Source organism: Pseudomyxococcus flavus (assembly GCF_050038885.1).
Taxonomy (GTDB): Bacteria; Myxococcota; Myxococcia; order Myxococcales; family Myxococcaceae; genus Myxococcus; species Myxococcus flavus.
In genome coordinates this window covers 1,799,001-1,817,802 of the sequence record NZ_CP143624.1, presented here as the reverse complement: position 1 = coordinate 1,817,802, position 18,802 = coordinate 1,799,001, and the positions used below count along the sequence as shown (strand labels likewise).

The following is an 18,802-nucleotide window of genomic DNA, read 5'->3' as shown; positions in this document are numbered from 1 at the left end:
GGCGTGGCATGAAAATCCAGGCGACCCTGGATGCGCGCGCCACGGACGTCATCCGCGGCGAGGTGTGTGAAGCCCTGGCGCCCATCACCAACCACATGCTGATTGGCGCCGAGTGTGGCTATGACGAGGGCCTGAAGAAGATTGCCAAGGGGTGCACCACCAAGGTGCTCGAGCGCGCCGCGAGCATGCTTCAGGCGGTGGGGCTCTCCCACAAGTGTGTCTTCTCGTTCGTCGTCGGCTTCCCGTTCGAGACGCGCGAGGACTGCCTGCGCACCATCGAGTTCGCCTCGAAGCTGCTGGTCAAGTACAACGTCCGCGTCTACCTCCAGTGGTACAACGCCATCCCCGGCTCGGCTATCTGGGAGGAGCTCGCGGCCAAGGGGCTGGTGTCCATCGACATGTATGACGACTTCGGCTTCTTCACGAACGAGCAGTTGTTCCGGGCCGGGGTCCACCTGCCCCTGGAAGAGATTCGTGAAATCAGCGACACCATTCGCAGCCTGAATACGCTGTTGCTCTTCACGCAGCCGGCGAATGACATCATCCAGTTCGCGCCGCCGGACTGGCTGTTCCACGAGGCGACGGCGAACTTCCCCTCCCACGGCGTCCTCGAGGACGGCGCGCGGCCGGAGCCGCCGCCTTCCGTCCCCGGGAGCCTGCGGCGGAGCGACGTCGCAGGGCTCGTGGGCCTGCAGCGCGGCACGTCCCACGCCGCGCCGGAGGTGCCGCTGGGACACGAGTAGGGGAGGCCGCACGTCTGGAGCCTCCCTACCGGGGGGACACGCCTGGTGTGTCCCGCGTGCTCAGTGCCCGTGGTTCGTGCTGATGACGCGGCCGTTCAGCGGCTGCAGGGGGCGGTTGTTCGGGTTGAGATAGGGCAGGCGCTGGAATGCGGCAATCTGCGCGTCCGACATCTCAATCGGGTGCTTCATCACGTACCACTGGAGCCCCTCGGTGCACGGGGGCGTGGTGAGCGAACCGGCGTACTTGAAGAACGTCTTGTTGAGCGGCAGCAGCGAGCTGGCGTTGATGACCGCGCCCGTCGGCTGGCTGTGCTCACCCGCGTGCTTCGGCAGGTGGCGGAACGCGGTGAACAGTCCCGGGTGCACGAAGCCTTCCTTGATGAGTACGCCTACGACCAGCGCGGGGGTGCCAGTGGCATCGGTGTGCACCAGGTGCACCTCGAGCGGGTACTCCACGCCGTCCTTGGTGTGCTCGCTGGGCGTGTGGAAGTGGAACTGCGCGAGCTGGTAGGTATTGCCGCCCACCTCGACATAGCTGCCGGCGTCATAGGTGAACTGAACGGTGTGGCCGTTGTTCGTCATCCGCACGCGGCTGGTGCCGTAGTGGAAGCTGGGCGCGGCCGGATGCGAGGGGTCCGCCTCGGATGTCACCAGCGCGATGGGCGACTGGTCCAGGCCCGCCGAGCACAACATATTGCCCGGGAGCTCACCCCAGCGTTGCGGACTGACGGTCTGTGAATAGCCCCAGTGCGCGTCTTCGCCACTCAGGAAGACCGGCGCGGGCGTGCCACGCAGGTCCTGGGCGAAGGCGCCGGACGCAAGGCAAACGGATGACACCAACGCGCCCCGAAGAGCGCGCACTGAAACAGCGCGGAAACGCGACATGTGTTTGATTCCTTTGAGAACAGACGACGAGCACGAGCCGGGTGTCCCCGGCGTACAGGCCAGGGGCAGCCCCCTCTCGCGGGCGCTCGCCGAGGTCAGGGATTGCGACCAGTGCCCGCGAATTACTACGTAAGTTCAAAATGACTATTTTGCCATTAATCCTGAATTTCCTGCCGGTGGACCAGACGACGTGTCGGTTGATTCGGACGGGTCGTCAGCAACCTGGATTTCTGGCAGGCGAGAACCGTCCCCCGGCGTTCCCCCTTCTGCCAGAGGGATACGTTGCTCCCTGAAAAGTCTGGTCGTTCGCCGTGGTATCTCCTGGAGGGCTGCGAGGGCAGCCCTGGCGCACTAGGGTGTGCCTGTCTCGTGGACAGGACGGAGGGGTGACATGGCTGACGAGGTGCGCACCACGCAGTGCTGCATCGTGGGAGGAGGCCCGGCGGGGATGATGCTGGGCTTGCTGCTCGCGCGCGCGGGCGTGGACGTGACGGTCCTGGAGAAGCACGCGGACTTCCTGCGTGACTTCCGGGGAGACACCCTCCACCCGTCCACGCTGGAGCTGATTCATGAGCTGGGGTGGCTGGAGGAACTGCTGACGCTGCCTCACCAGAAGGCCCCGATGCTGCGCTTCCAGAACGGCACCCACGACGTGGTCATCGCGGACTTCGCCCACCTGCCCACCCAGGCGCGCTTCATCGCGTTCATGCCGCAGTGGGACGTGCTCGACTTCCTCGCGAGGAAGGCCTCCGCCTACCCGGGATTCCACCTGCGCCAGCGCGCGGAGGTGACGGACGTGCTCCGCGAGAATGGGACCGTGGTGGGCGTCCGGGCGCGTACACCGGAAGGCGCCCTGGAGGTGAGGGCCTCGCTGGTGGTGGCGGCGGACGGCCGCAACTCCGTCGTGCGCCAGCGTGCCGGCTTCGAGGTGGAGGTCCTGGGCGCTCCCATGGACGTGCTCTGGTTCCGCATGTCACGCCAGGCGGGTGACCCTGAAGACCCGATGGGGCGGTTTGAACAGGGGCAGGTTTTCGTGCTCATCAACCGGGGCGATGCGTGGCAGTGCGGGCGGGTCATCGCCAAGGGCAGCTTCGAAGCCCTGCGGGAGGCGGGGCTGGCATCCTTCCGGGAGGACGTCGCGCGGCTGGCGCCCTTCCTCGCGGACCGGACCCATGAAATCGCGAGCTGGGACGACGTGAAGCTGCTCACCGTCCGCGTGGACCGGCTGCGCACCTGGTACCAGCCGGGGCTGCTGTGTATCGGGGATGCGGCGCACGCGATGTCGCCCGTGGGCGGCGTGGGCATCAACCTGGCCGTGCAGGACGCCGTGGCCGCCGCCAACATCCTTGCCGAGCCGCTGCTGGCCCGTCATGTGACGTCCATGCACCTGCGCCACGTGCAGGAGCGCCGGGAGTGGCCCACGCGCATCACGCAGCGGGCCCAGGTCCTCATCCAGAACCGCGTGCTCGGTCCCGCGCTGCGGAGTCCGTCATCCTCCCGCAGGCTGCCGCTCCCGCTCTGGCTGGTGCAGCATGCCCCCGTCCTGCGGCGCATCCCGGCGCGGCTCGTGGGCATGGGCATCCGGCCCGAGCACATCCACTCGCCGGCGGCGCCGCGCGTGCCTTGAGTCAGGCCCGGCCCGCCACCTTCGCGGCCCACCAGCGGAGGCCGACGAAGAGAAAGCGCCAGTCCTTGAGGAACTCGGGCGGCTTGCGCTCGAAGGCGTGGCCCACGAACTGGAAGGTCCACCCCACGACGAAGAGGGCGGTGGGGACCTTCCACAAGCGGGGGACGAACGGCGACGCGGCGGCCAGCGGCACCGAGGCCGCGATCATGGGAATGCCCACCGTGTGGCACATGCGGTTGACGGGATGGGTGTGGCTTTTCGAGTACTCCGAAATCCACTCCTCCCAGGGACGGTTGCCGAGCATGAGGCCACGGTAAACACGGCCCGGCGCCGCAGGAAGGCGCCGCGCCGATGCCTGTCCGCCTTGAAAGCAGCCAGGCATCGGAAAGGAAACGGCGGGAGGCCGCCCATCTCGGCCTCCCGCCGCGGGCCGCTACGACTGCGAAGTTGCGCTCTGCCAGGGGAAGCGGGGAGCCCCCAGTGCGGGCTCCAGGTCGAACAGCCAGGTGGCCTTCGCGTCGTACTTCGCGAAGAAAGGCTTGCCGACCAGCTCCGCGTCCCGCGCCTGGATGAAGTGGAGGACGAAGACCTTCTCGCCGCCAATCTCCGTCACCCCGTCGACACACACCTTGCCGGGCGTCGCGGACATCGACGGGCCGCGCACCGTGCGCGCCAGGCCGGACACCTTCTGGTATGCGCGGCGGAAGATGTCGTAGGCCTCGGCGAGCGGCACCGCGAAGTAGTCCTGCGGGCCCGTGTCGCGCTCGACGAACATGTAATAGGGCACCATGCCGTGGCGCAGGTGCGTGCGCCACATGCCCTCCCAGATGGCCGGGTCGTCGTTGATGGTTCGGATGAGCGGTGCCTGGGTGCGGATGACCGCGCCGGTACCGCGGATGCGGCGCACCGCCTCCTGGACGATGTCGGGGACCATCTCGTTGGGGTGCGAGAAGTGCGCCATGAAGGCCAGGCTCTTGCCCGAGGCGACGACCTTCTCGAACAGGCGCAGGGTGTCGTCGGCGTCCGCGTCGGTGACGAAGCGCTGCGGCCAGTAGGCCAGCGCCTTGGTGCCGATGCGGATGGCCTCCAGGTGCTCAATCTCCAGCAGCGGCTCGATGTACTTCGCGAGGACCGCCTCGCTCATGATCATCGGGTCGCCACCGGTGAACAGCACATTGGTGACCTCGGGGTGCGAGCGGATGTAGTCCACCAGCGGCTCGATTTCCCGCGAGGCGAACTTCAGGTCCGCGTCCCCGACGAACTGCGCCCAGCGGAAGCAGTACGTGCAGTAGGCATGGCACGTCTGTCCTTGCTTGGGGAAGATGAGCACCGTCTCCTTGTACTTGTGCTGGAGGCCTGGGACGGGCTCTTCATTGGCCAGCTTGGGGACGTTGAGCTCCATCTGCCCCGCGGGGTGCGGGTTGAGCCGCGCGCGAATCTCATTGGCGGCCGCGTTCACCTCCAGCGTCGAAGCGCCGGAGCGCAGCAGGTCGGCCATCCGCGCCACATCGTCCGCGGGCAGCATGTCCGCTTGCGGGAAGACGAGCCGGTAGATGGGGTCATCGGGAGCGGAGTCCCAGTCGATCAGCTCGTCGACGACGTAGCTGTTGGTCCGGAACGGCAGCACGTGCGCCACCGCTTGCACCGCGAGCCGCTCGTCCGCCGCCAGTCCCGCGCGCGTCGTCAGCTCCTCCAGGTGTCTGGTCGTGTAGGCACGGTAGCGACGTCCGGTGGACAGGGCCAGTGCCGCGTTTGACATGACGCTCACGCCTCTTCTCTCCTGTTTGTCAGCAGGACGGCCGCGAGGGTCCGCAACGGCCACCCTGGGCGGGTGGCCGGGCGTGGGTACACACCGTTTGACCACCAACGAAGGGAGAGTCCGGTTACCACGGGGAGGGAGCAGTGTCATCTGCCGAGGCCAGGCGGGCAGGCGCGATTCCACCCTGGGGCCAAGGCCCATGGGACACAGGGTGCGGAAGACTCACGGCGCGGAGCGTCTAAATTCAGGAATTGCAAGACATCTCCGTGCGGGGTGTGTTAGGACCCGGCGCCGTCGTGCTCCTCTCACCCGGAGGTCGTCATGCGTCAATTCCTCCTGTCCTTGTGTTGCCTTTCAGCTCTGGCCGCATGCGGTCCCCATTCCGAGCCACTCGAGGGTGACGTGGACTCCCAAGGCGCGGCGCTCGCGTCTCCGCTGCCCAAGCTGCGGGTCAGCAGCAATGGACGCTTCCTGGTGAAGGAGGACGGCACGCCGTTCTTCTGGCTGGGAGACACCGCGTGGCAGCTGCTGACCTACCTCAACCGCAGCGAGGCGGTGACGTACCTGCAGAACCGCGCGGACCGGGGCTTCAACGTCATCCAGGCCGTTGGCGTGGGGCCCCTCGCGGGGGTGGGGCCGAACGCGCACGGGGACAAGCCCTTCCTCAACGACAATTTCGCGACTCCCGCCGTCACGCTGGGCAATGACCCGAACAACGCCACCCAGTACGACTACTGGGACCACGTCGACTTCATCATCAACGAGGCCGAGTCGCGCGGCATCTACACGGCGCTGCTCCCGGCGTGGGGCACCTACGTGCCGGGCTACCTCACCGCGGCCAACGCCCAGGCCTATGGCCAGTTCCTGGGCAACCGCTATGCCAGCAAGCCCATCATCTGGGTGCTGGGGGGGGACGTGAGCCCCGTGGGCTACGAGCACATCTGGCGCGCGCTGGCCCGGGGCATCGCCATTGGCGTGTCCGGCACGGAGGACTACAGCAAGGTGCTGATGACCTTCCACCCGAAGGGCGCGCACCAGTCCACCCTGTGGTTCCACGAGGAGCCGTGGCTCGACTTCAACATGCAGCAGAACGGCCACTGCACCAACACGGCGGTGTATGACCGCATCGCCACCGACTATGCCCGCCCGCCCGCGAAGCCGGTGCTGGACGCCGAGCCGCTCTACGAGCAGTTCCCCATCTGCTTCAACACCGCCAACGGGTTCTCCAACGACTACGAGGTCCGCAAGTTCGCCTACTGGAGCGTCTTCGCCGGAGCGTTCGGCCACACCTACGGACACAATGCCGTCTGGCAGATGTACGCGCCCGGACGCCCGCCGCAGTTCAGCCCGCAGAGCGACTGGCATCAGGCCATCCTCCATCCGGGCGCCGCGCAGATGCAGTACCTGCGCCGGCTCATCGAGTCGCGCCCCGGGCTGGTGCGCACGCCGGACCAGGCGCTGCTGGCGTCCAGCGTGGGCTCGGGGACGAACCGCATCCAGGCCACGCGGGCCTCGGACGGCGGCTATGCGTTCATCTACAGCGCGTCCGGCCAGCCCTTCACGGTGAACATGAGCCGCCTCTCCGGCGGGACCGTCCGCGCCACCTGGTACAACCCGCGCAATGGCGCCACCCAGGTGGTGGGCACCTATGCCAACACGGGCACCCGCCAGTTCACGCCGCCTGGCAGCGGTGCCGGCAACGACTGGGTGCTCGCGCTGGATGACACCACCCGGAACTTCCCGCTGCCGGGCAGCACCACGACGCCTCCGCCCCCTGTCGAGGCGTACACGACGCAGGCCGGCTCGGCCTCGCCCGCGAGCGCGGTGCCGGGGCAGACGGTCAGCATCTCCGTGTCCATCCAGGCCGCCGCGGCTGCGACGGGCCGCAACGTGAAGCTGGAGGTCCGCAACGCCGCCGGCACGAAGCTGGGGGAGCAGGCCTTCACCAGCCAGTCCTTCTCCCAGGGGCAGACGCGCACCTTCTCGCTCACCTACGCGGTGCCCTTGAACCTGCCCAACGACACCTACTGCGTGACGTCGGGCGTGTCGAACGCGACCTGGACCCAGTGGCTCTACTGGGACAACTGCGCCACCTCGTTCACGGTCTCCAGCGCCCCCGCGCCCACGGTGGGCTTCACGTGGGTGTCCTCGTCCGCGACGCCGGCGACGGTGAGCCGTGGCGGCACCGTGCGACTGTCCAGCACCTTCCTGGCGAGCGCGGCCGCCACCGGGGTGAACGTGAAGCTCGACGTGCGCAACGCCGCCGGCACCACCACCATTGCCAGCAACCCGCTGGCCAACCAGGCCTTCACGCAGGGGCAGACGCGCACCTTCCAGCTCGACCACGCCGTGCCGACGACGCTGTCGCCGGGGACGTACTGCCTGGCGACCGGCGTCTCCACCTCGGACTGGAGCCGCTGGTACACCTGGAGCAACTGCGCGGCGCAGTTCACCGTGCAATAGCCCGGAGCCCGCCGCGCAAGGCGCGCGGGGGCTGGTGGGGGCGCGGGCCCGCGCCATGAGACGCCCCTGGCGCCAGCGAGGTGCCAGGGGCGTCGTTCATCGAGGCGTCGCCGCTGGCGATGTCATGTTCCGGCCCGCCAAGGCGCATCACCCTCGGGGCCGTGCGTCCACTGGCTCCGCATGGGGGGCGGCATGGCCCTGAGCGGTGCGTGCCGAGGCCAAGGGAAACCTGACATACCCCTGTCATCCAGGCGGCTTAAGTCCGTGGGCGTTGGTCCACCCCTCTCTGGGAGATTCCGTCATGGCCGAGGTTGAACAGGGTTCTTCGTCGAATCGCAGCAACATGAAGCGCTACACCGGAGGTTGCCTCTGCGGTGCCGTGCGCTTCGAGGCCGAGCTCGACCTGTCGGAGCCGGTGAGCCGCTGCAACTGCAGCATCTGCACCAAGCTCGGCAGCACGAACGCCTACACGAAGCCGAGCGGCTTCCGCGTCACGGCGGCCGAGGAGCACCTGGGCGAGCACAGGCTGGGGGCGAGCCCGAACTACCGCGCGTTCTGCAAGCGCTGCGGCATCTATTGCTTCGCGGGAGGGGACGTCGAGGAGCTGGGAGGCGAGTTCCGCTCCATCAACATCCACTGCCTGGATGACATCGACCCCGCGGAGTACCAGGTCGTGTACTGGGACGGACGTCACGACAACTGGGCCGCGGGGACTCGGGACCGGCCCTGGCCCATCAAGCGCTGAGGCTCGGAGTGAGGCGTGCGCCCCCGGCATCGCCTGGGGCGGCACCCCGTCCCGCTCATGCCCCCCATGGCTTGCGTCTGCGCGCCAGGCGCTCCGCCTGCTCGGGGTTGAGCATCCGCACATAGGCCAGCAGTCCGTCGAGGCGCGCGCGCTGCTCCGCGTCCTCGCCGCCACGGCCCTCCTGGTGCAGCATCGCCCGCAGGCGGCGCCGCTCCTGGCGTGACAGGCCCAGCGTCGCATTCACCGTGACGCCGGTGACGCGCTGGGCACCGCCCCGGCGCTGCACGCGCGTCTTGTCGCGGTTGACCTCGAAGCCCTCCTCCCGGATGTACCGCGCCGCCAGCGCGCGGACCCGCTCCACGGCCGCCACGTCGTCGCCAGAGAAGGTGAGGTCGTCCGCGTAGCGCGTGTACGTGTAGCCGTACCGCCGGGCCAGCCCCGTCAGCCGCCGGTCCAGCCGCAGCAGCACCGCGTTGCACAGGGCCGGGCTGGTGGGGGCGCCCTGGACGCAGACGCGCGGGCCCACCGGGACGTGGAAGAGGGTGCCCTCCACCTCCACGGGCTGTCGCTCGGCCTCCGTCAGCAACACCGCGAGCGTCGCCGCCACCGTGTAGCCATAGCCCAGGGCGATGAGCAGCCCCCGCACCCGCGCCGCGGTGACGGACGGGAAGAAGTCCTTCAGGTCCAGCTTCAGCACCACCCGCCGGCCCACGTGCGGCGCCGCGCCCGTCTTGATGGAGCGCCCCGCCACGAAGCCGTGCGCCTGCGGGCTCACCGGCAGCTTCGACACCAGCAGCTCCAACAGCCGGCGCTGCAAGGCCTTCAGCCGGCGCTTGGGCGCGTGCAGCTGGCGGACGCCTCCGGAGCGCTTGGGCACGGCGAACGTGACGTAGTGCCGCACCCGCTCGCGCGGGCGGTGGATGCTGTAGTGGCGGAGCACGCCCACGGACACGCCCAGGGCCGCGGCCACGTCCGCCTCGGTGCGCCAGACGGGCAGGCCATATCGCGCCAGCTGGGCCTCGTCCGGCAGCAAGTCCCGCAGGTTCCGGTTGCGGGTGCGCAGCGTGCCGGAGAAGAGGCGCCGGGCCTCGGCCGCGTCCATCCACTTCTTGCGGCCCGGGGTGTAGCGGCGCTGCTTCTTCGGCAGCAGCCGCGCGTCCCGGCGAATCTGCCGGAGGTGGCCGGGCTTCAGCGGGCCCGAGGTGGTGACTGTCTCACGCAGCACGTCCTGCATGCGGCCGTCCGCGCCCAGGGGCGCATCCAGCCCCGTGGTGTTGCGCGTCACGGGGCCGCCGAACAGCCCCTTGAGCCAGGACAGGGTGGAGTCGAGCCAGCTCATGGTGCTCCGGAAGAGGCCAGGGGATGACCTGCGAGGCCTTGGACCCGGGGCTCCCAGCGTTGCGTACGCTGGGACCCTGGCGAGGAGAAGGGAACAGAACACCCCCGCGGCGAAGCACCGCGGGACACCTGGCTCATCCGCGAGCCCTGGCCTCTCCCGTGAGCACTAGCCGTTATCGTCATCACCATCCTCCGGGTCAAGCGCCTGCTCCCGCCGGGCCCCCGCCTCCGCCCGCGCGACGAGCGTGTCGTCGTCCGAGGTGGGCACGGAGCTGGCCAGCTCGCGGCGCTGGGCCCGTGCCATGCGGTGCAGCGCGAGGAGGTGGGCACAGGGCCCCTGGTTGAGCAGGTGCTCGCGGAAGTGGTCGCAGCCGCAGCGGCCGAAGAGGAGCCGGTCCTCGTCGTTCATCACCAGCTCGAGGCCCGCCTGGGGCCCGGCCCGGCCATGGACCACCCAGTCCCGCAGGACGACCTCGCGCGTGACGGGGCCTTCGGGCGTGGGCAGCCGGCGCACCTTGCGCGTCTCCCGCGGCGCCGCGGATGTCACCTCCACCTGGCCCGCGGCCTCCAGCCGCTCCGCCTCCTCGCGGCGGGCGTCCGGCGGATACAGGCGGCCCAGGTCCACCGGCGTGGCGAACAGCTCGCGGTGGCGCCAGCGCCGTGCCTCCACGTCGAAGAGGGCGCGCCCGGCCGCGCATTGTGTCGCCAGGGCGCCAGCGGCCCGGGCGACATCCACGCCCAGGGCGGCGGCCACCTCCTCGGTCGAGGCATGGAAGCGCGCTCGCAGCACGTCGAGCACGCGCTCCGCCAGCGGGGCGTCGTGGGTCGGCTCCAGCAGCAGGTCCAGCCCCGCGGTGTGCGTCCAGTGGTTCGCCGTCCACCCGGACAGGCCCAGCAGGAAGCGCACGCCGTCGGACAGGTGCGCGACGTAGAAGTGGGGGAGCGCGCGGCCCTTCAGGTAGATGTCCACCCGCTCCGCGTAGGGCAGCAGCGGCTCCAGCAGCCGCAGCCGTCGCCGGCCCCAGGCGCGGATGGTGCGTGGCTCCGTGTAGCCGTGGGCCGCGCCTCGCAGGGGAATGGGGTGCTCCCAGGGCTCCAGCATCAGCCGCGCGTCCTCGCCCGGCTGCATCTCGTAGCGCAGCGCGCGCGGTGACACCCGGGCCTTGGTGTGGCTGAGGAAGCGCACCGCCGCGAGCAGGTCCACGGGCCGCACGGACAGGCGTGTGCCCGGCATCGCCATGGCGCCCTGGAGCTGGAGCAGGCCCCGCACCCAGGGCTCGGGGACGTCCACCTTCTGCTCGAAGCGGCCTCCCGCGCCGGTGGTGCGGACGTCGAAGCCCTCCGGGCCGATGCGCAGGTGCGTCTCCCGGCTGGAGCGCATCTCCGCCAGCGCCGCCCACAGCCAGGCGGTGAAGTCCACGTTGGTGGTGCCGCAGTGGACCTCGCCTTCGGGGACGAAGCGCTCGCGGTCCACGATGACGAGCCCGTACGCGCTCAGGTCCTGGCTGAAGGCCTCGAAGAAGAGCCGGTCGGGGTGCACGGTGATGAGCGGGTCCAGCCAGGCGCCGCTGCCCTCCCCGTTCCAGGAGTCCGAATGCCAGATGAGCCCGCCCAGGGATTGGAGCGCCAGCCGGAGCGGGAGCACGTCCCGCGCGACGCGCGCGTGGAAGCGCACCGGCCGGTGCTGGTCCGCGGTGAGGCTGAGCTGGGCGCGCTCCCGGGTGGACTCGAAGACCGAGGGGGTGGCGTAGAGGAAGCCCGTCACGCGCGGCCTCCTTCCGCCGGGGGGCCGAAGACGGTGGGGACTTCCGCGGGGGCTCGCAGCTGGGGCCAGCGCGCCAGCATCTGGGCCAGCAGCTCCACCAGGGACTCCTTGGGGTAGCGCGTGTCCGGCAGCGCGAAGGCGTCGCGCACGCGCGGCAACAGCACGCGGGCGGTCTCCACGTCGTGGGCCGCGGCGTTGGCCAGCGCGGCGAAGGCGGCGTGCCGCGTGCGCCGGTGCAGGGGGCGCAGCAGGGTGGCCTGGAGCAGGTCCACGTTCTGGGCGGCCACCGCGCGGGCGCGCGCGGAGCTCCGGCCGAGCAGCCGGAAGGCCAGGGCCTGGACGTGAATCTGCGGGGCCTCCAGCAGGTCCCTCACGGCCTGGGGCTCCGCCAGGTAGTGGTCGTCCGAGCGGAGGAAGAACAGCCGCGCCAGCCGGTTCTTCTCCAGCAGCGCATCGAAGCTCCAGATGGCATAGGCGGGCAGGGCGCCCAGCGCGTTGGCGGCGCGGCGGGCGAAGGCGCCTCCTTCCTTGGGCAGGCCCTCGTAGTGGTCGGCCAGCGCGTCGAGCACCGGTCCCCACTTCCTGGCGTCCTCCGTGGAAGGGAGGTGCATGGCGGCGCGGCTGGCGAGGTAGTCCAGCAGCTCCTCGTCGGTGGTCTCCAGGGCGCGCTGCACCAACTGGGGATAGGCGGCGCGCCAGCCGGAGGCCACGTGCATGCGGAAGGGCCCGCGCACCAGCTCCGGGAAGCGCGCGTAGAGGGCGGTGGCGGTGGCATCCGTCAGCGGCTGCACCTGGGCCGCACCCCACCCGGCGAAGTTCCACTCGCCGCCCGCGCCCGCGAGCTGCAGCAGTCGGCGTCGCGTGAGCGCCACGTCCGTGGTGGTGTCCTTCACCAGCCGCCGCACCTCGGCGTCATACGTCTCCGCCGTGGCCGACGTGCGCAGGAGCGCGCCCCAGACGTCTTCCCAGCCTCGTTCCCTCGCGAGCGTCAGCAGCTCCGGCAGGCCCTTCGCGTTCTTGCGGCCCAGCATGCCCCAGCGGGGGAACACCGCGCGCAGGTGGCCGAGCAGATAGGGCACCACGTCGCGGCCGCGCGCCTCCGCCAGTGCGACGAAGAGCTCCGCGGCGCCCGGCATGGGGCTCTCGGGGTGGTGGGCCTCCAGCTCGCGCACCAGCGTGGCCGGGTCCTGGAGGGATTGGGCCAGCGCCAGGGCATCGCGATGCCACGTGGGCTCGTCCACCAGTCGCCGGTAGACGGCCGAGGCCAGGGCCGCATCCCCTCGGGCGAGGGCGCGCTCGCGCAGCGTGGTCCACATGGGCGCGCGCTCCTGGGGCCCGCGCCAGGGGAGGTGCTCGAGGATGAAGGGTCGGGCCGCCTCCGCGTCCAGTGCATCCAGCGCCAGGGCGGTGGGCTCGTCCAGCCTGCCTCCGCCGATGTCCACCTTGGCCAGGGCGGTGTGGCGCGCCGCGCGCGTGGACGCGGCCTGGGTGCGCCGCAGCACCTCCTGTCGCCACGCGGCGTCCAGCTCCTTCGGCTTCAGGCCCGAGAGCTTCCACGCGTAGAGACGGCGGAACAGCTCCACGTCGTCGGCGCGGTCCGCGTCCTCGAGCCAGGCCTCGAGCGCCGCGGCGTTCTCCCCGCGCCAGGCATTCACCCACTTCCCCTCGGCGGTGAGGCTGCTGGGAGAGAAGCAGGAGAGGATGAGCGGCCGGAAGCGGACGCGGTCCCGCGTGTTCAGCGCCGGGCCCCACAGCCAGGTGAAGGAACGGAAGAGGGCGCGCCGTGCCAGCGCCTCGAGCGCGGCGCGGAGCTCCTCGTCGGACTGCCTCCGGGCCAGGACGCCCCGGATGGCGGCGTCCATCTCCTTCACCTCTCGGCGGAAGCGCCGTTCCCAGCTCTCGCTCACGACAGCGGTTTACACCGCCTGCCTCAGGCGACACACGGGGCATGTGCTGGCGCGCACGCGCCGGCCGGAGGTTCAGCCCATGTAGGAAGGCGGGTCGCTCGCGGGGAAGGACTCCATGGACCCTTCGGCGACGATGTCCCGCTTGCCCGTGGCGTCCCGCGTCTCCCCGGGCAGGATGTTCCAGCGCCCGAGCTCGCCCGCGCCGTATCGCGATGGGTCGGGGATTCCAGGCCGGACGTCGACCGTCAGGGGCTGGCGGGTGCGTGCGCGACACTGCGCCGCGAACAGGGCCGCCTGGAGGGCCGCGTCGACCAGGTAGAGGGCGGGCCGGCGGTGGCGCCGCGCGGCGTACATGGACATGTCCACGGCCATCAGGGTCAGCGAGCTCCAGGCACCCAGGCGCCGGAGGTCGGAGGTGACGCGGCCTCGCTGATGCGCGGTGAGCAGCGTCGCTCCCAGCGCGGAGACGAGCCCGCCCACCGTCTTCATCAGCCAGGGCTCGCGGACGGGGCCCATGAGCCGGGCGACGCTCCTGGGGTGAACCAGGGGCCAGAGGCCCTTCACCAGGAAGAACGCGCCCTGGACTTCAGCCGGATCTCTTCGGAAAAGCGCACCGGGTCGTCTGTTCATCCGCCTTCTGCCTCCCGCGCAGAAGGTGCTCCCTGGCTCGTGGAAGGGCATCCGTCCGCGGCGGCACGCGGACGGGCGCCTCCCTGGCTGGCAGCCCGGCGGAGCGCCAGGGCGCCCTTCCGACGACGCGCAGGCGTGGCCCAGTCTTCAGGCCACGGGCAGCGCGCTGGCGGCGTACTGCTTCGCGAACTCCTCGCTGGGTGGAATGGGCTTGATGACGTCGATGAGCACGCCATTGGGGTCGGCGGTGATGAAGTGGCGCTGGCCGAACGGCTCGTCCCTCAGGGGCAGGTGGATGGGGAGGCCGGCCGCCTGCACGTCCCGGTAGACGGCGTCCGGGTCCTCGACCTCGAAGTTGAGAATCGTCCCGGCGACCGTGCCCCGGGCCACCGCGGGCACCGTCTCATGACGCCCGTCGAGGATGGCCAGGGCCACGTGCGCGTCGTCGTCCGACTGGAGGTGCACGTACCAGTCGCTGGTGAAGCGCGGGGTGAGGCCGAAGTGCGCCGTGTAGAACGCCGCGGTGCCCGCGACGTCGTGCGTCATGATGACCGGGTAGTAGCTGGTGACTTTCATGGCTTCCTCTCCGTGGGGCTTGTCTTCGGTCGAAGTAACATACAGACTGCATGTATGCAATCGAGGGCACGGCGAAGCAATGACGAGCGCAGCGCGACGACACGGCAGGCGCTGGTGAGCGCGAGCAGGGCGCTGTTCGTGGAGAAGGGGTATGCGCAGACGTCGACGCCGGAGGTGGTGGCCGCCGCCGCGGTGACGCGGGGGGCGCTGTACCACCACTTCGCGGACAAGCAGGCGCTGCTGCGCGCGGTGCTCGAGCGCGAGTTCAGCGAGCTGCGCCGGGCCATTGACGAAGCGACGCCCCCCGCGCTCGGGGCGCGCGAGGCGCTCATCGCCGGGAGCCTCGCCTATCTCGATGCCATGGCGGTTCCCGGCCGCACGCGCCTGCTCCTCGTGGATGGTCCGGCGGTGTTCGGCCATACGGAGATGATGGCGCTCGATGAGGCCTCCGCCGCGGGCTCGCTGCGGGAGGGGCTTGCCGCCGTCCTGGGGGAGGGGCTGCTGATTCCCGCGCTCGCCAGCCTCTTGTCGGCCGCGTTCGACCGGGCCGCCCTGGCCATCAGCGAGGGCGCGGATGCCGCGGCCTACCGCGCCGCGATGCTCTCGCTCATCGAGCGTGTCATCGCCGGCACGGGCGGCTGATGTCTGACGTTGCCCGTCCGGAGCGCTGCGCCTGGCTGCCCCGGCTCATGGGGAAAGCAGGCCGGGCGCGGTGATGGCACGTCACGCGCCTCGGGAGGAGTCTGGGCCGCTGGAGCAGGGCGCCTCCAGCTCGGAGGAGGACGAGGGCAGGGTGGCCAGGCCGCTGCCCGTGAGGAAGGTGGCGCAGAAATAGACGACCCGGAGCACCGTGGGCGTGGGCTCGATGGGGAGGACGGGGTGCGCCTGGAGCCAGGCGAGCGTCGTGGGGGCGTTCCAGGAATGGCAGGCGACCGCCAATCCCAGCCAGAGTCCCACCCCCACGTAGCTGAAGAAGACATTGGCCGGCGAGTGGACCACGCTGGCAGCGCGGCCCAGCAGCGGCATCAGCTTCGGCACCAGGAACATGCGGCCCAGGACGCCGTACAGGATGCCAAGCCCCAGGGGGCCCACGATTTCTGCCAGGTCCATGACAAGCCCGAGCTGCTCGGAGCGGTGCATGGCGCCAGACATTGCTCCACCGGGAGGGACAAATCCAATCCCCCATCGACCGATGGGGGCGGGGCCACGCCGCCCGGGATGTCTGTTCATCCAGGCGGCGCGGGGAGACGTGCGGGCGACTCACGCCCGGTGGACCTTGCCCGGGCCCACGGCCACCCTGTCGCAAAGGCAGACGGAATGGTCGGACCGGTTGTTGTCATGGACGCCGCACGGCTCGGTGCAGCTGCCCGCGCGAAAGTCGGTGGGGGCCGAGTCCGTCGCCGTCCAGCACGGGCCGCTGGCCCATGCGGGATGCATGGGCATGCTTCAGCCGGGACGGGGCCTGGCCGACACGCGCCAGGCTCCGTCCCGGGGGGAGCGTCAAACACCGAGCTCGACGTTCTCCAGCACGCCCAGCGCGTCGGGGATGAGGAGCGCGGCGGAGAAGTAGGTGCTCACGAGGTAGTTCGTGATGGCCTTGTCGGTGATGTCCATGCGGCGCACGGAGAGGCCGGGCTCCACCTCGTCCGGCAGGCCGGTGCGGCGAAGGCCGATGACACCCTGGTCCTCCTCGCCGGTGCGCAGCACGAGGATGGAGGTGGTGCGCTGCTCGGTGATGGGAATCTTGTCACACGGCAGCAGGGGCACGCCGCGCCAGGCCATGCACGGTGTGCCCTGGACCTCGACGGGCGTCGGGTAGATGCCCCGGCGGGTGCACTCCCGGCCGAACGCCGCGATGGTGCGCGGGTGAGCCAGGAAGAAGCGCGACTTCCGGCGCCGGCTGAGCAGCTCGTCCATGTCGTCGGGCGTGGGCGGGCCATGCCGGGTGTGGATGCGCTGCTTGAGGTCGGCGTTGTGGAGCAGGCCGAAGTCCCGGTTGTTGATGAGCTCGTGCTCCTGCCGCTCGCGCAGGGCTTCGATGGTCAGCCGCAGCTGCTGCTCCGTCTGGTCCATGGGGTCGCTGAAGACGTCGGCGACGCGCGTGTGGACCCGGAGTACCGTCTGCGCCACGCTCAGCTCGTACTCGCGGGGCGCGAGCTCGTAGTCGACGTAGCCGCCCTGGATGGCGGGCTCTCCCGAGTGGCCAGCGGCCAGGGGAATGGCGGCCTGCCCCATCTTGTCCTGGGGCTTCTTCAGCCGCTCCCGGTACTGCTCCACCTGGGCGCGCAGCGTCGCGGACCGGGCAATCAGGTCCTCGAACACCCGCTGGGGCATCGACATCACGATGCACGGGGTGGTGGCCTTGACGGTGAAGGGCCAGACGTCGTTCGACTCCGCCACCGCCTGGTCACCGAAGTGGTCACCGTCCGCGAGCACGTCCAGGATGACGGGCTCGCCATACGGCCCCGTGCCCAGCTTCCGCGCCTTGCCATGGGCGAGCAGGAACACGTGCTCGGCGGACGTGCCGGCCTCGACGATGACGTCGCCCGCCTTGTACTCCGCCTGGGTGAACCGGCTGGCCAGGGCCTGGACCACCTCGTCGTCGCCGCTCAGGCCACGCAGCAGCGGGAGCTTGAGCAGCTCCTGCGGAATGATCTGCACCTTCGCGCCGACGTTGCTGAACACGAGGCGGTCGTCGGCCACCGCGTAGCTCAGGCGCCGGTTGACGCGGTACGTGCCACCCGTCACCTCCACCCACGGCAGCATGCGCAGCAGCCACCGCGGGGTGATGCCCTGCATCAGGGGGACGGTCTTGGTCGTCGTCGCGAGCTGGCGCGCCGCGGCCGTCCCCAGGCTCAACCGCGCCGTGTCGTCAGCGCCCGTTTGAAATGGATTCGCCATGTGAAACCTCTCCACGTCGTCCGGTTAAGGAGGGCTCAGGCGCCGCGGCCGATTTCGACGCTCTCCAGGATGCCCAGCGCGTCCGGCACGAGGACGGCCGCGGAGAAGTAGGTGGTGACGAGGTAGCTGATGATGGCCTTCTCGTTGATGCCCATGAACCGGACGTTGAGGCCGGGCTCGATTTCGTCCGGAATGGTGCCCGGGTGCAGGCCGACGACGCCCTGGTTCTTCTCGCCCGCGCGCATCAGCAGGATGGAGGTGGTGCGCGCGTCGCTGACGGGAATCTTGTTGCACGGGAAGATGGGAACGCCGCGCCAGGCAGGCACCATGTTGCCGTTGAAGTCGACGCTGGTGGGGTAGATGCCCCGGCGGCTGCACTCCTGGCCGAAGGCGGCGATGGCGCGCGGGTGGGCCAGGAAGAAGGACGGCTCCTTCCACACGGTGGCCAGCAGCTCGTCCATGTCGTCGGGCGTGGGCGGGCCGTGCCGGGTGTGGATGCGCTGCTTGAGGTCGGCGTTGTGGAGCAGGCCGAACTCCCGGTTGTTGACGAGCTCGTGCTCCTTGCGCTCCTTGAGCGCCTCCACCGTCAGCCGGAGCTGCTGCTCCGTCTGGTTCATGGGCTCGTTGAAGAGGTCGGCGACGCGCGTGTGAATCTGGAGCACCGTCTGGGCCACGCTCAGCTCGTACTCGCGGGGCGACGTCTCGTAGTCCACGTAGGTGCCCGGCAGCACCGGCTCGCCGGTGTGGCCGGCGGCCAGCTCGATTTCGGCCTGGCCCGTGGTGTCCTGCTTCTTCTTCGCGCGGGCCTTGAACCGCTCGATGTGCTGCTGCAGGGACGGCGCCTGGGCCACCACGGCCTCGAAGTCGGACTGCTGCAGAATCAGCACGGTGGAGGCCGTGACGGCCTTGGCCGTGAACTTCCAGTAGTCCTGCGACTCCAGCAGCGCCTCGTAGCTGTAGTGGTCGCCGTCCGCCAGCACGCCGAGCACGGTGGCGTCACCGTACTTGCCGGCGCCAATCATGTTCACCTTGCCGTGGGCGATGAGGACGATGCAGTCCGCCTCCTTGCCCGCCTCGGTGATGACCTCGCCGGCCTTGTACGTCTTCTGCTCGAAGCGGTTGGCCAGCGCCGTCAGCACCTCGACGTCGTCGTAGCTGCGCAGCAGGGGCAGCTCGCACAGCTCCTGCGGGATGACCTGCACCTTGGCGCCGGTGGTGGTGAACGTCACCCGGCCGTCGCCCACCGCGTAGCTCAGCCGGCGGTTGACGCGGTACACGCCGCCGTTCACCTGCACCCAGGGCAGCAGCTTGAGCAGCCACCGGGACGAGATGCCCTGCATCTGCGGAACGGACTTGGTCGTCGTCGCGAGCTGGCGCGCCGCGGCCGTGCCCAGGCTCAGCTGGGACTTCTCGGTGTCTCCACCCGGCTTGATGATGTTCGACATGATTGGCCTTTCGAGTTG

Annotated in this window: 16 protein-coding genes; 5 read left to right on the top strand and 11 right to left on the bottom strand. The window is 70.1% G+C overall.

The features are described 5' to 3' along the window. Positions 1–8 precede the first annotated feature (8 nt). Positions 9–743 carry a hypothetical protein gene (locus VZL07_RS07560; protein ID WP_426754681.1) on the top strand — a complete coding sequence of 245 codons (735 nt, stop codon included), beginning with the start codon at positions 9–11 and terminating at the stop codon, positions 741–743. Between the two features lie 60 nt (positions 744–803). Here VZL07_RS07560 and VZL07_RS07555 read toward each other — a convergent pair whose 3' ends face one another. Continuing rightward, the gene (locus VZL07_RS07555) at positions 804–1,628 is read right to left on the bottom strand and encodes a carbonic anhydrase (protein WP_426754680.1); all 825 of its coding nucleotides are present in this window, start codon (positions 1,626–1,628) and stop codon (positions 804–806) included. Between the two features lie 391 nt (positions 1,629–2,019). On the opposite strand from VZL07_RS07555, the gene VZL07_RS07550 reads away from it, so the two are divergent. Continuing rightward, positions 2,020–3,255, top strand: a complete 1,236-nt coding sequence (locus VZL07_RS07550; RefSeq protein ID WP_426754679.1) for an FAD-dependent oxidoreductase — start codon at positions 2,020–2,022, stop codon at positions 3,253–3,255. A gap of 1 nt (position 3,256) precedes the next feature. On the opposite strand, the gene VZL07_RS07545 is transcribed toward VZL07_RS07550, so the two are convergent. Together VZL07_RS07545 and VZL07_RS07540 are read right to left on the bottom strand one after the other, a co-directional pair. Beyond that, complete coding sequence (locus tag VZL07_RS07545) at positions 3,257–3,559, bottom strand: Mpo1-like protein (RefSeq protein WP_426754678.1); 303 nt, start codon at positions 3,557–3,559, stop codon at positions 3,257–3,259. A 129-nt stretch (positions 3,560–3,688) separates the two neighbouring features. Further along, positions 3,689–5,014, bottom strand: coding sequence for a KamA family radical SAM protein (locus VZL07_RS07540; RefSeq protein WP_426757252.1), 1,326 nt, complete (start codon positions 5,012–5,014; stop codon positions 3,689–3,691). A gap of 402 nt (positions 5,015–5,416) precedes the next feature. Here VZL07_RS07540 and VZL07_RS07535 point away from each other — a divergent pair, with 402 nt between their 5' ends. Beyond that, the gene (locus VZL07_RS07535) at positions 5,417–7,477 is read left to right on the top strand and encodes a DUF4038 domain-containing protein (RefSeq protein WP_426754677.1); all 2,061 of its coding nucleotides are present in this window, start codon (positions 5,417–5,419) and stop codon (positions 7,475–7,477) included. A 301-nt stretch (positions 7,478–7,778) separates the two neighbouring features. Then, complete coding sequence (locus tag VZL07_RS07530) at positions 7,779–8,222, top strand: GFA family protein (protein WP_426754676.1); 444 nt, start codon at positions 7,779–7,781, stop codon at positions 8,220–8,222. 55 nt (positions 8,223–8,277) lie between these two features. Here VZL07_RS07530 and VZL07_RS07525 read toward each other — a convergent pair whose 3' ends face one another. The 5 genes from VZL07_RS07525 to VZL07_RS07505 all read right to left on the bottom strand — a co-directional run bounded on the left by VZL07_RS07525 (position 8,278) and on the right by VZL07_RS07505 (position 14,438). Further along, the gene (locus VZL07_RS07525) at positions 8,278–9,561 is read right to left on the bottom strand and encodes a reverse transcriptase family protein (protein ID WP_426754675.1); all 1,284 of its coding nucleotides are present in this window, start codon (positions 9,559–9,561) and stop codon (positions 8,278–8,280) included. Positions 9,562–9,726: 165 nt separating this feature from the next. Beyond that, a complete protein-coding gene (locus tag VZL07_RS07520) occupies positions 9,727–11,325 on the bottom strand; it encodes a hypothetical protein (RefSeq protein WP_426754674.1) in 1,599 nt (532 codons plus the stop codon). Further along, on the bottom strand, positions 11,322–13,232 hold the full coding sequence (locus VZL07_RS07515) for a gliding motility protein (RefSeq protein ID WP_426754673.1): 1,911 nt from the start codon (positions 13,230–13,232) through the stop codon (positions 11,322–11,324). The genes VZL07_RS07520 and VZL07_RS07515 overlap by 4 nt, the downstream gene beginning before the upstream one ends. A gap of 72 nt (positions 13,233–13,304) precedes the next feature. Then, the gene (locus VZL07_RS07510) at positions 13,305–13,748 is read right to left on the bottom strand and encodes a hypothetical protein (protein WP_426754672.1); all 444 of its coding nucleotides are present in this window, start codon (positions 13,746–13,748) and stop codon (positions 13,305–13,307) included. Positions 13,749–14,009: 261 nt separating this feature from the next. Next, positions 14,010–14,438, bottom strand: coding sequence for a VOC family protein (locus VZL07_RS07505; protein WP_426754671.1), 429 nt, complete (start codon positions 14,436–14,438; stop codon positions 14,010–14,012). Between the two features lie 54 nt (positions 14,439–14,492). On the opposite strand from VZL07_RS07505, the gene VZL07_RS07500 reads away from it, so the two are divergent. Beyond that, the gene (locus VZL07_RS07500) at positions 14,493–15,080 is read left to right on the top strand and encodes a TetR/AcrR family transcriptional regulator (protein ID WP_426754670.1); all 588 of its coding nucleotides are present in this window, start codon (positions 14,493–14,495) and stop codon (positions 15,078–15,080) included. 81 nt (positions 15,081–15,161) lie between these two features. Here the strand turns inward: VZL07_RS07500 and VZL07_RS07495 are convergent, their stop codons facing one another. The 3 genes from VZL07_RS07495 to VZL07_RS07485 form a co-directional block, all read right to left on the bottom strand. Beyond that, complete coding sequence (locus VZL07_RS07495; RefSeq protein WP_426754669.1) at positions 15,162–15,578, bottom strand: hypothetical protein; 417 nt, start codon at positions 15,576–15,578, stop codon at positions 15,162–15,164. Between the two features lie 360 nt (positions 15,579–15,938). Beyond that, complete coding sequence (locus tag VZL07_RS07490) at positions 15,939–17,339, bottom strand: family 2B encapsulin nanocompartment shell protein (RefSeq protein ID WP_426754668.1); 1,401 nt, start codon at positions 17,337–17,339, stop codon at positions 15,939–15,941. 35 nt (positions 17,340–17,374) lie between these two features. Beyond that, positions 17,375–18,784, bottom strand: coding sequence for a family 2B encapsulin nanocompartment shell protein (locus tag VZL07_RS07485; RefSeq protein WP_426754667.1), 1,410 nt, complete (start codon positions 18,782–18,784; stop codon positions 17,375–17,377). Between the last annotated feature and the right edge of the window lie 18 nt (positions 18,785–18,802).

What these genes read in the sequence shown, in the direction of transcription:
- VZL07_RS07505 (WP_426754671.1), bottom strand. Translation starts at nt 14,438, where the DNA reads ATGAAAGTCACCAGCTACTACCCGGTCATCATGACGCACGACGTCGCG.
- VZL07_RS07530 (WP_426754676.1), top strand. Translation starts at nt 7,779, where the DNA reads ATGGCCGAGGTTGAACAGGGTTCTTCGTCGAATCGCAGCAACATGAAG.
- VZL07_RS07510 (WP_426754672.1), bottom strand. Translation starts at nt 13,748, where the DNA reads ATGGGCCCCGTCCGCGAGCCCTGGCTGATGAAGACGGTGGGCGGGCTC.
- VZL07_RS07545 (WP_426754678.1), bottom strand. Translation starts at nt 3,559, where the DNA reads ATGCTCGGCAACCGTCCCTGGGAGGAGTGGATTTCGGAGTACTCGAAA.
- VZL07_RS07495 (WP_426754669.1), bottom strand. Translation starts at nt 15,578, where the DNA reads ATGCACCGCTCCGAGCAGCTCGGGCTTGTCATGGACCTGGCAGAAATC.
- VZL07_RS07500 (WP_426754670.1), top strand. Translation starts at nt 14,493, where the DNA reads ATGCAATCGAGGGCACGGCGAAGCAATGACGAGCGCAGCGCGACGACA.
- VZL07_RS07550 (WP_426754679.1), top strand. Translation starts at nt 2,020, where the DNA reads ATGGCTGACGAGGTGCGCACCACGCAGTGCTGCATCGTGGGAGGAGGC.
- VZL07_RS07525 (WP_426754675.1), bottom strand. Translation starts at nt 9,561, where the DNA reads ATGAGCTGGCTCGACTCCACCCTGTCCTGGCTCAAGGGGCTGTTCGGC.
- VZL07_RS07560 (WP_426754681.1), top strand. Translation starts at nt 9, where the DNA reads ATGAAAATCCAGGCGACCCTGGATGCGCGCGCCACGGACGTCATCCGC.
- VZL07_RS07555 (WP_426754680.1), bottom strand. Translation starts at nt 1,628, where the DNA reads ATGTCGCGTTTCCGCGCTGTTTCAGTGCGCGCTCTTCGGGGCGCGTTG.
- VZL07_RS07485 (WP_426754667.1), bottom strand. Translation starts at nt 18,784, where the DNA reads ATGTCGAACATCATCAAGCCGGGTGGAGACACCGAGAAGTCCCAGCTG.
- VZL07_RS07540 (WP_426757252.1), bottom strand. Translation starts at nt 5,014, where the DNA reads ATGTCAAACGCGGCACTGGCCCTGTCCACCGGACGTCGCTACCGTGCC.
- VZL07_RS07490 (WP_426754668.1), bottom strand. Translation starts at nt 17,339, where the DNA reads ATGGCGAATCCATTTCAAACGGGCGCTGACGACACGGCGCGGTTGAGC.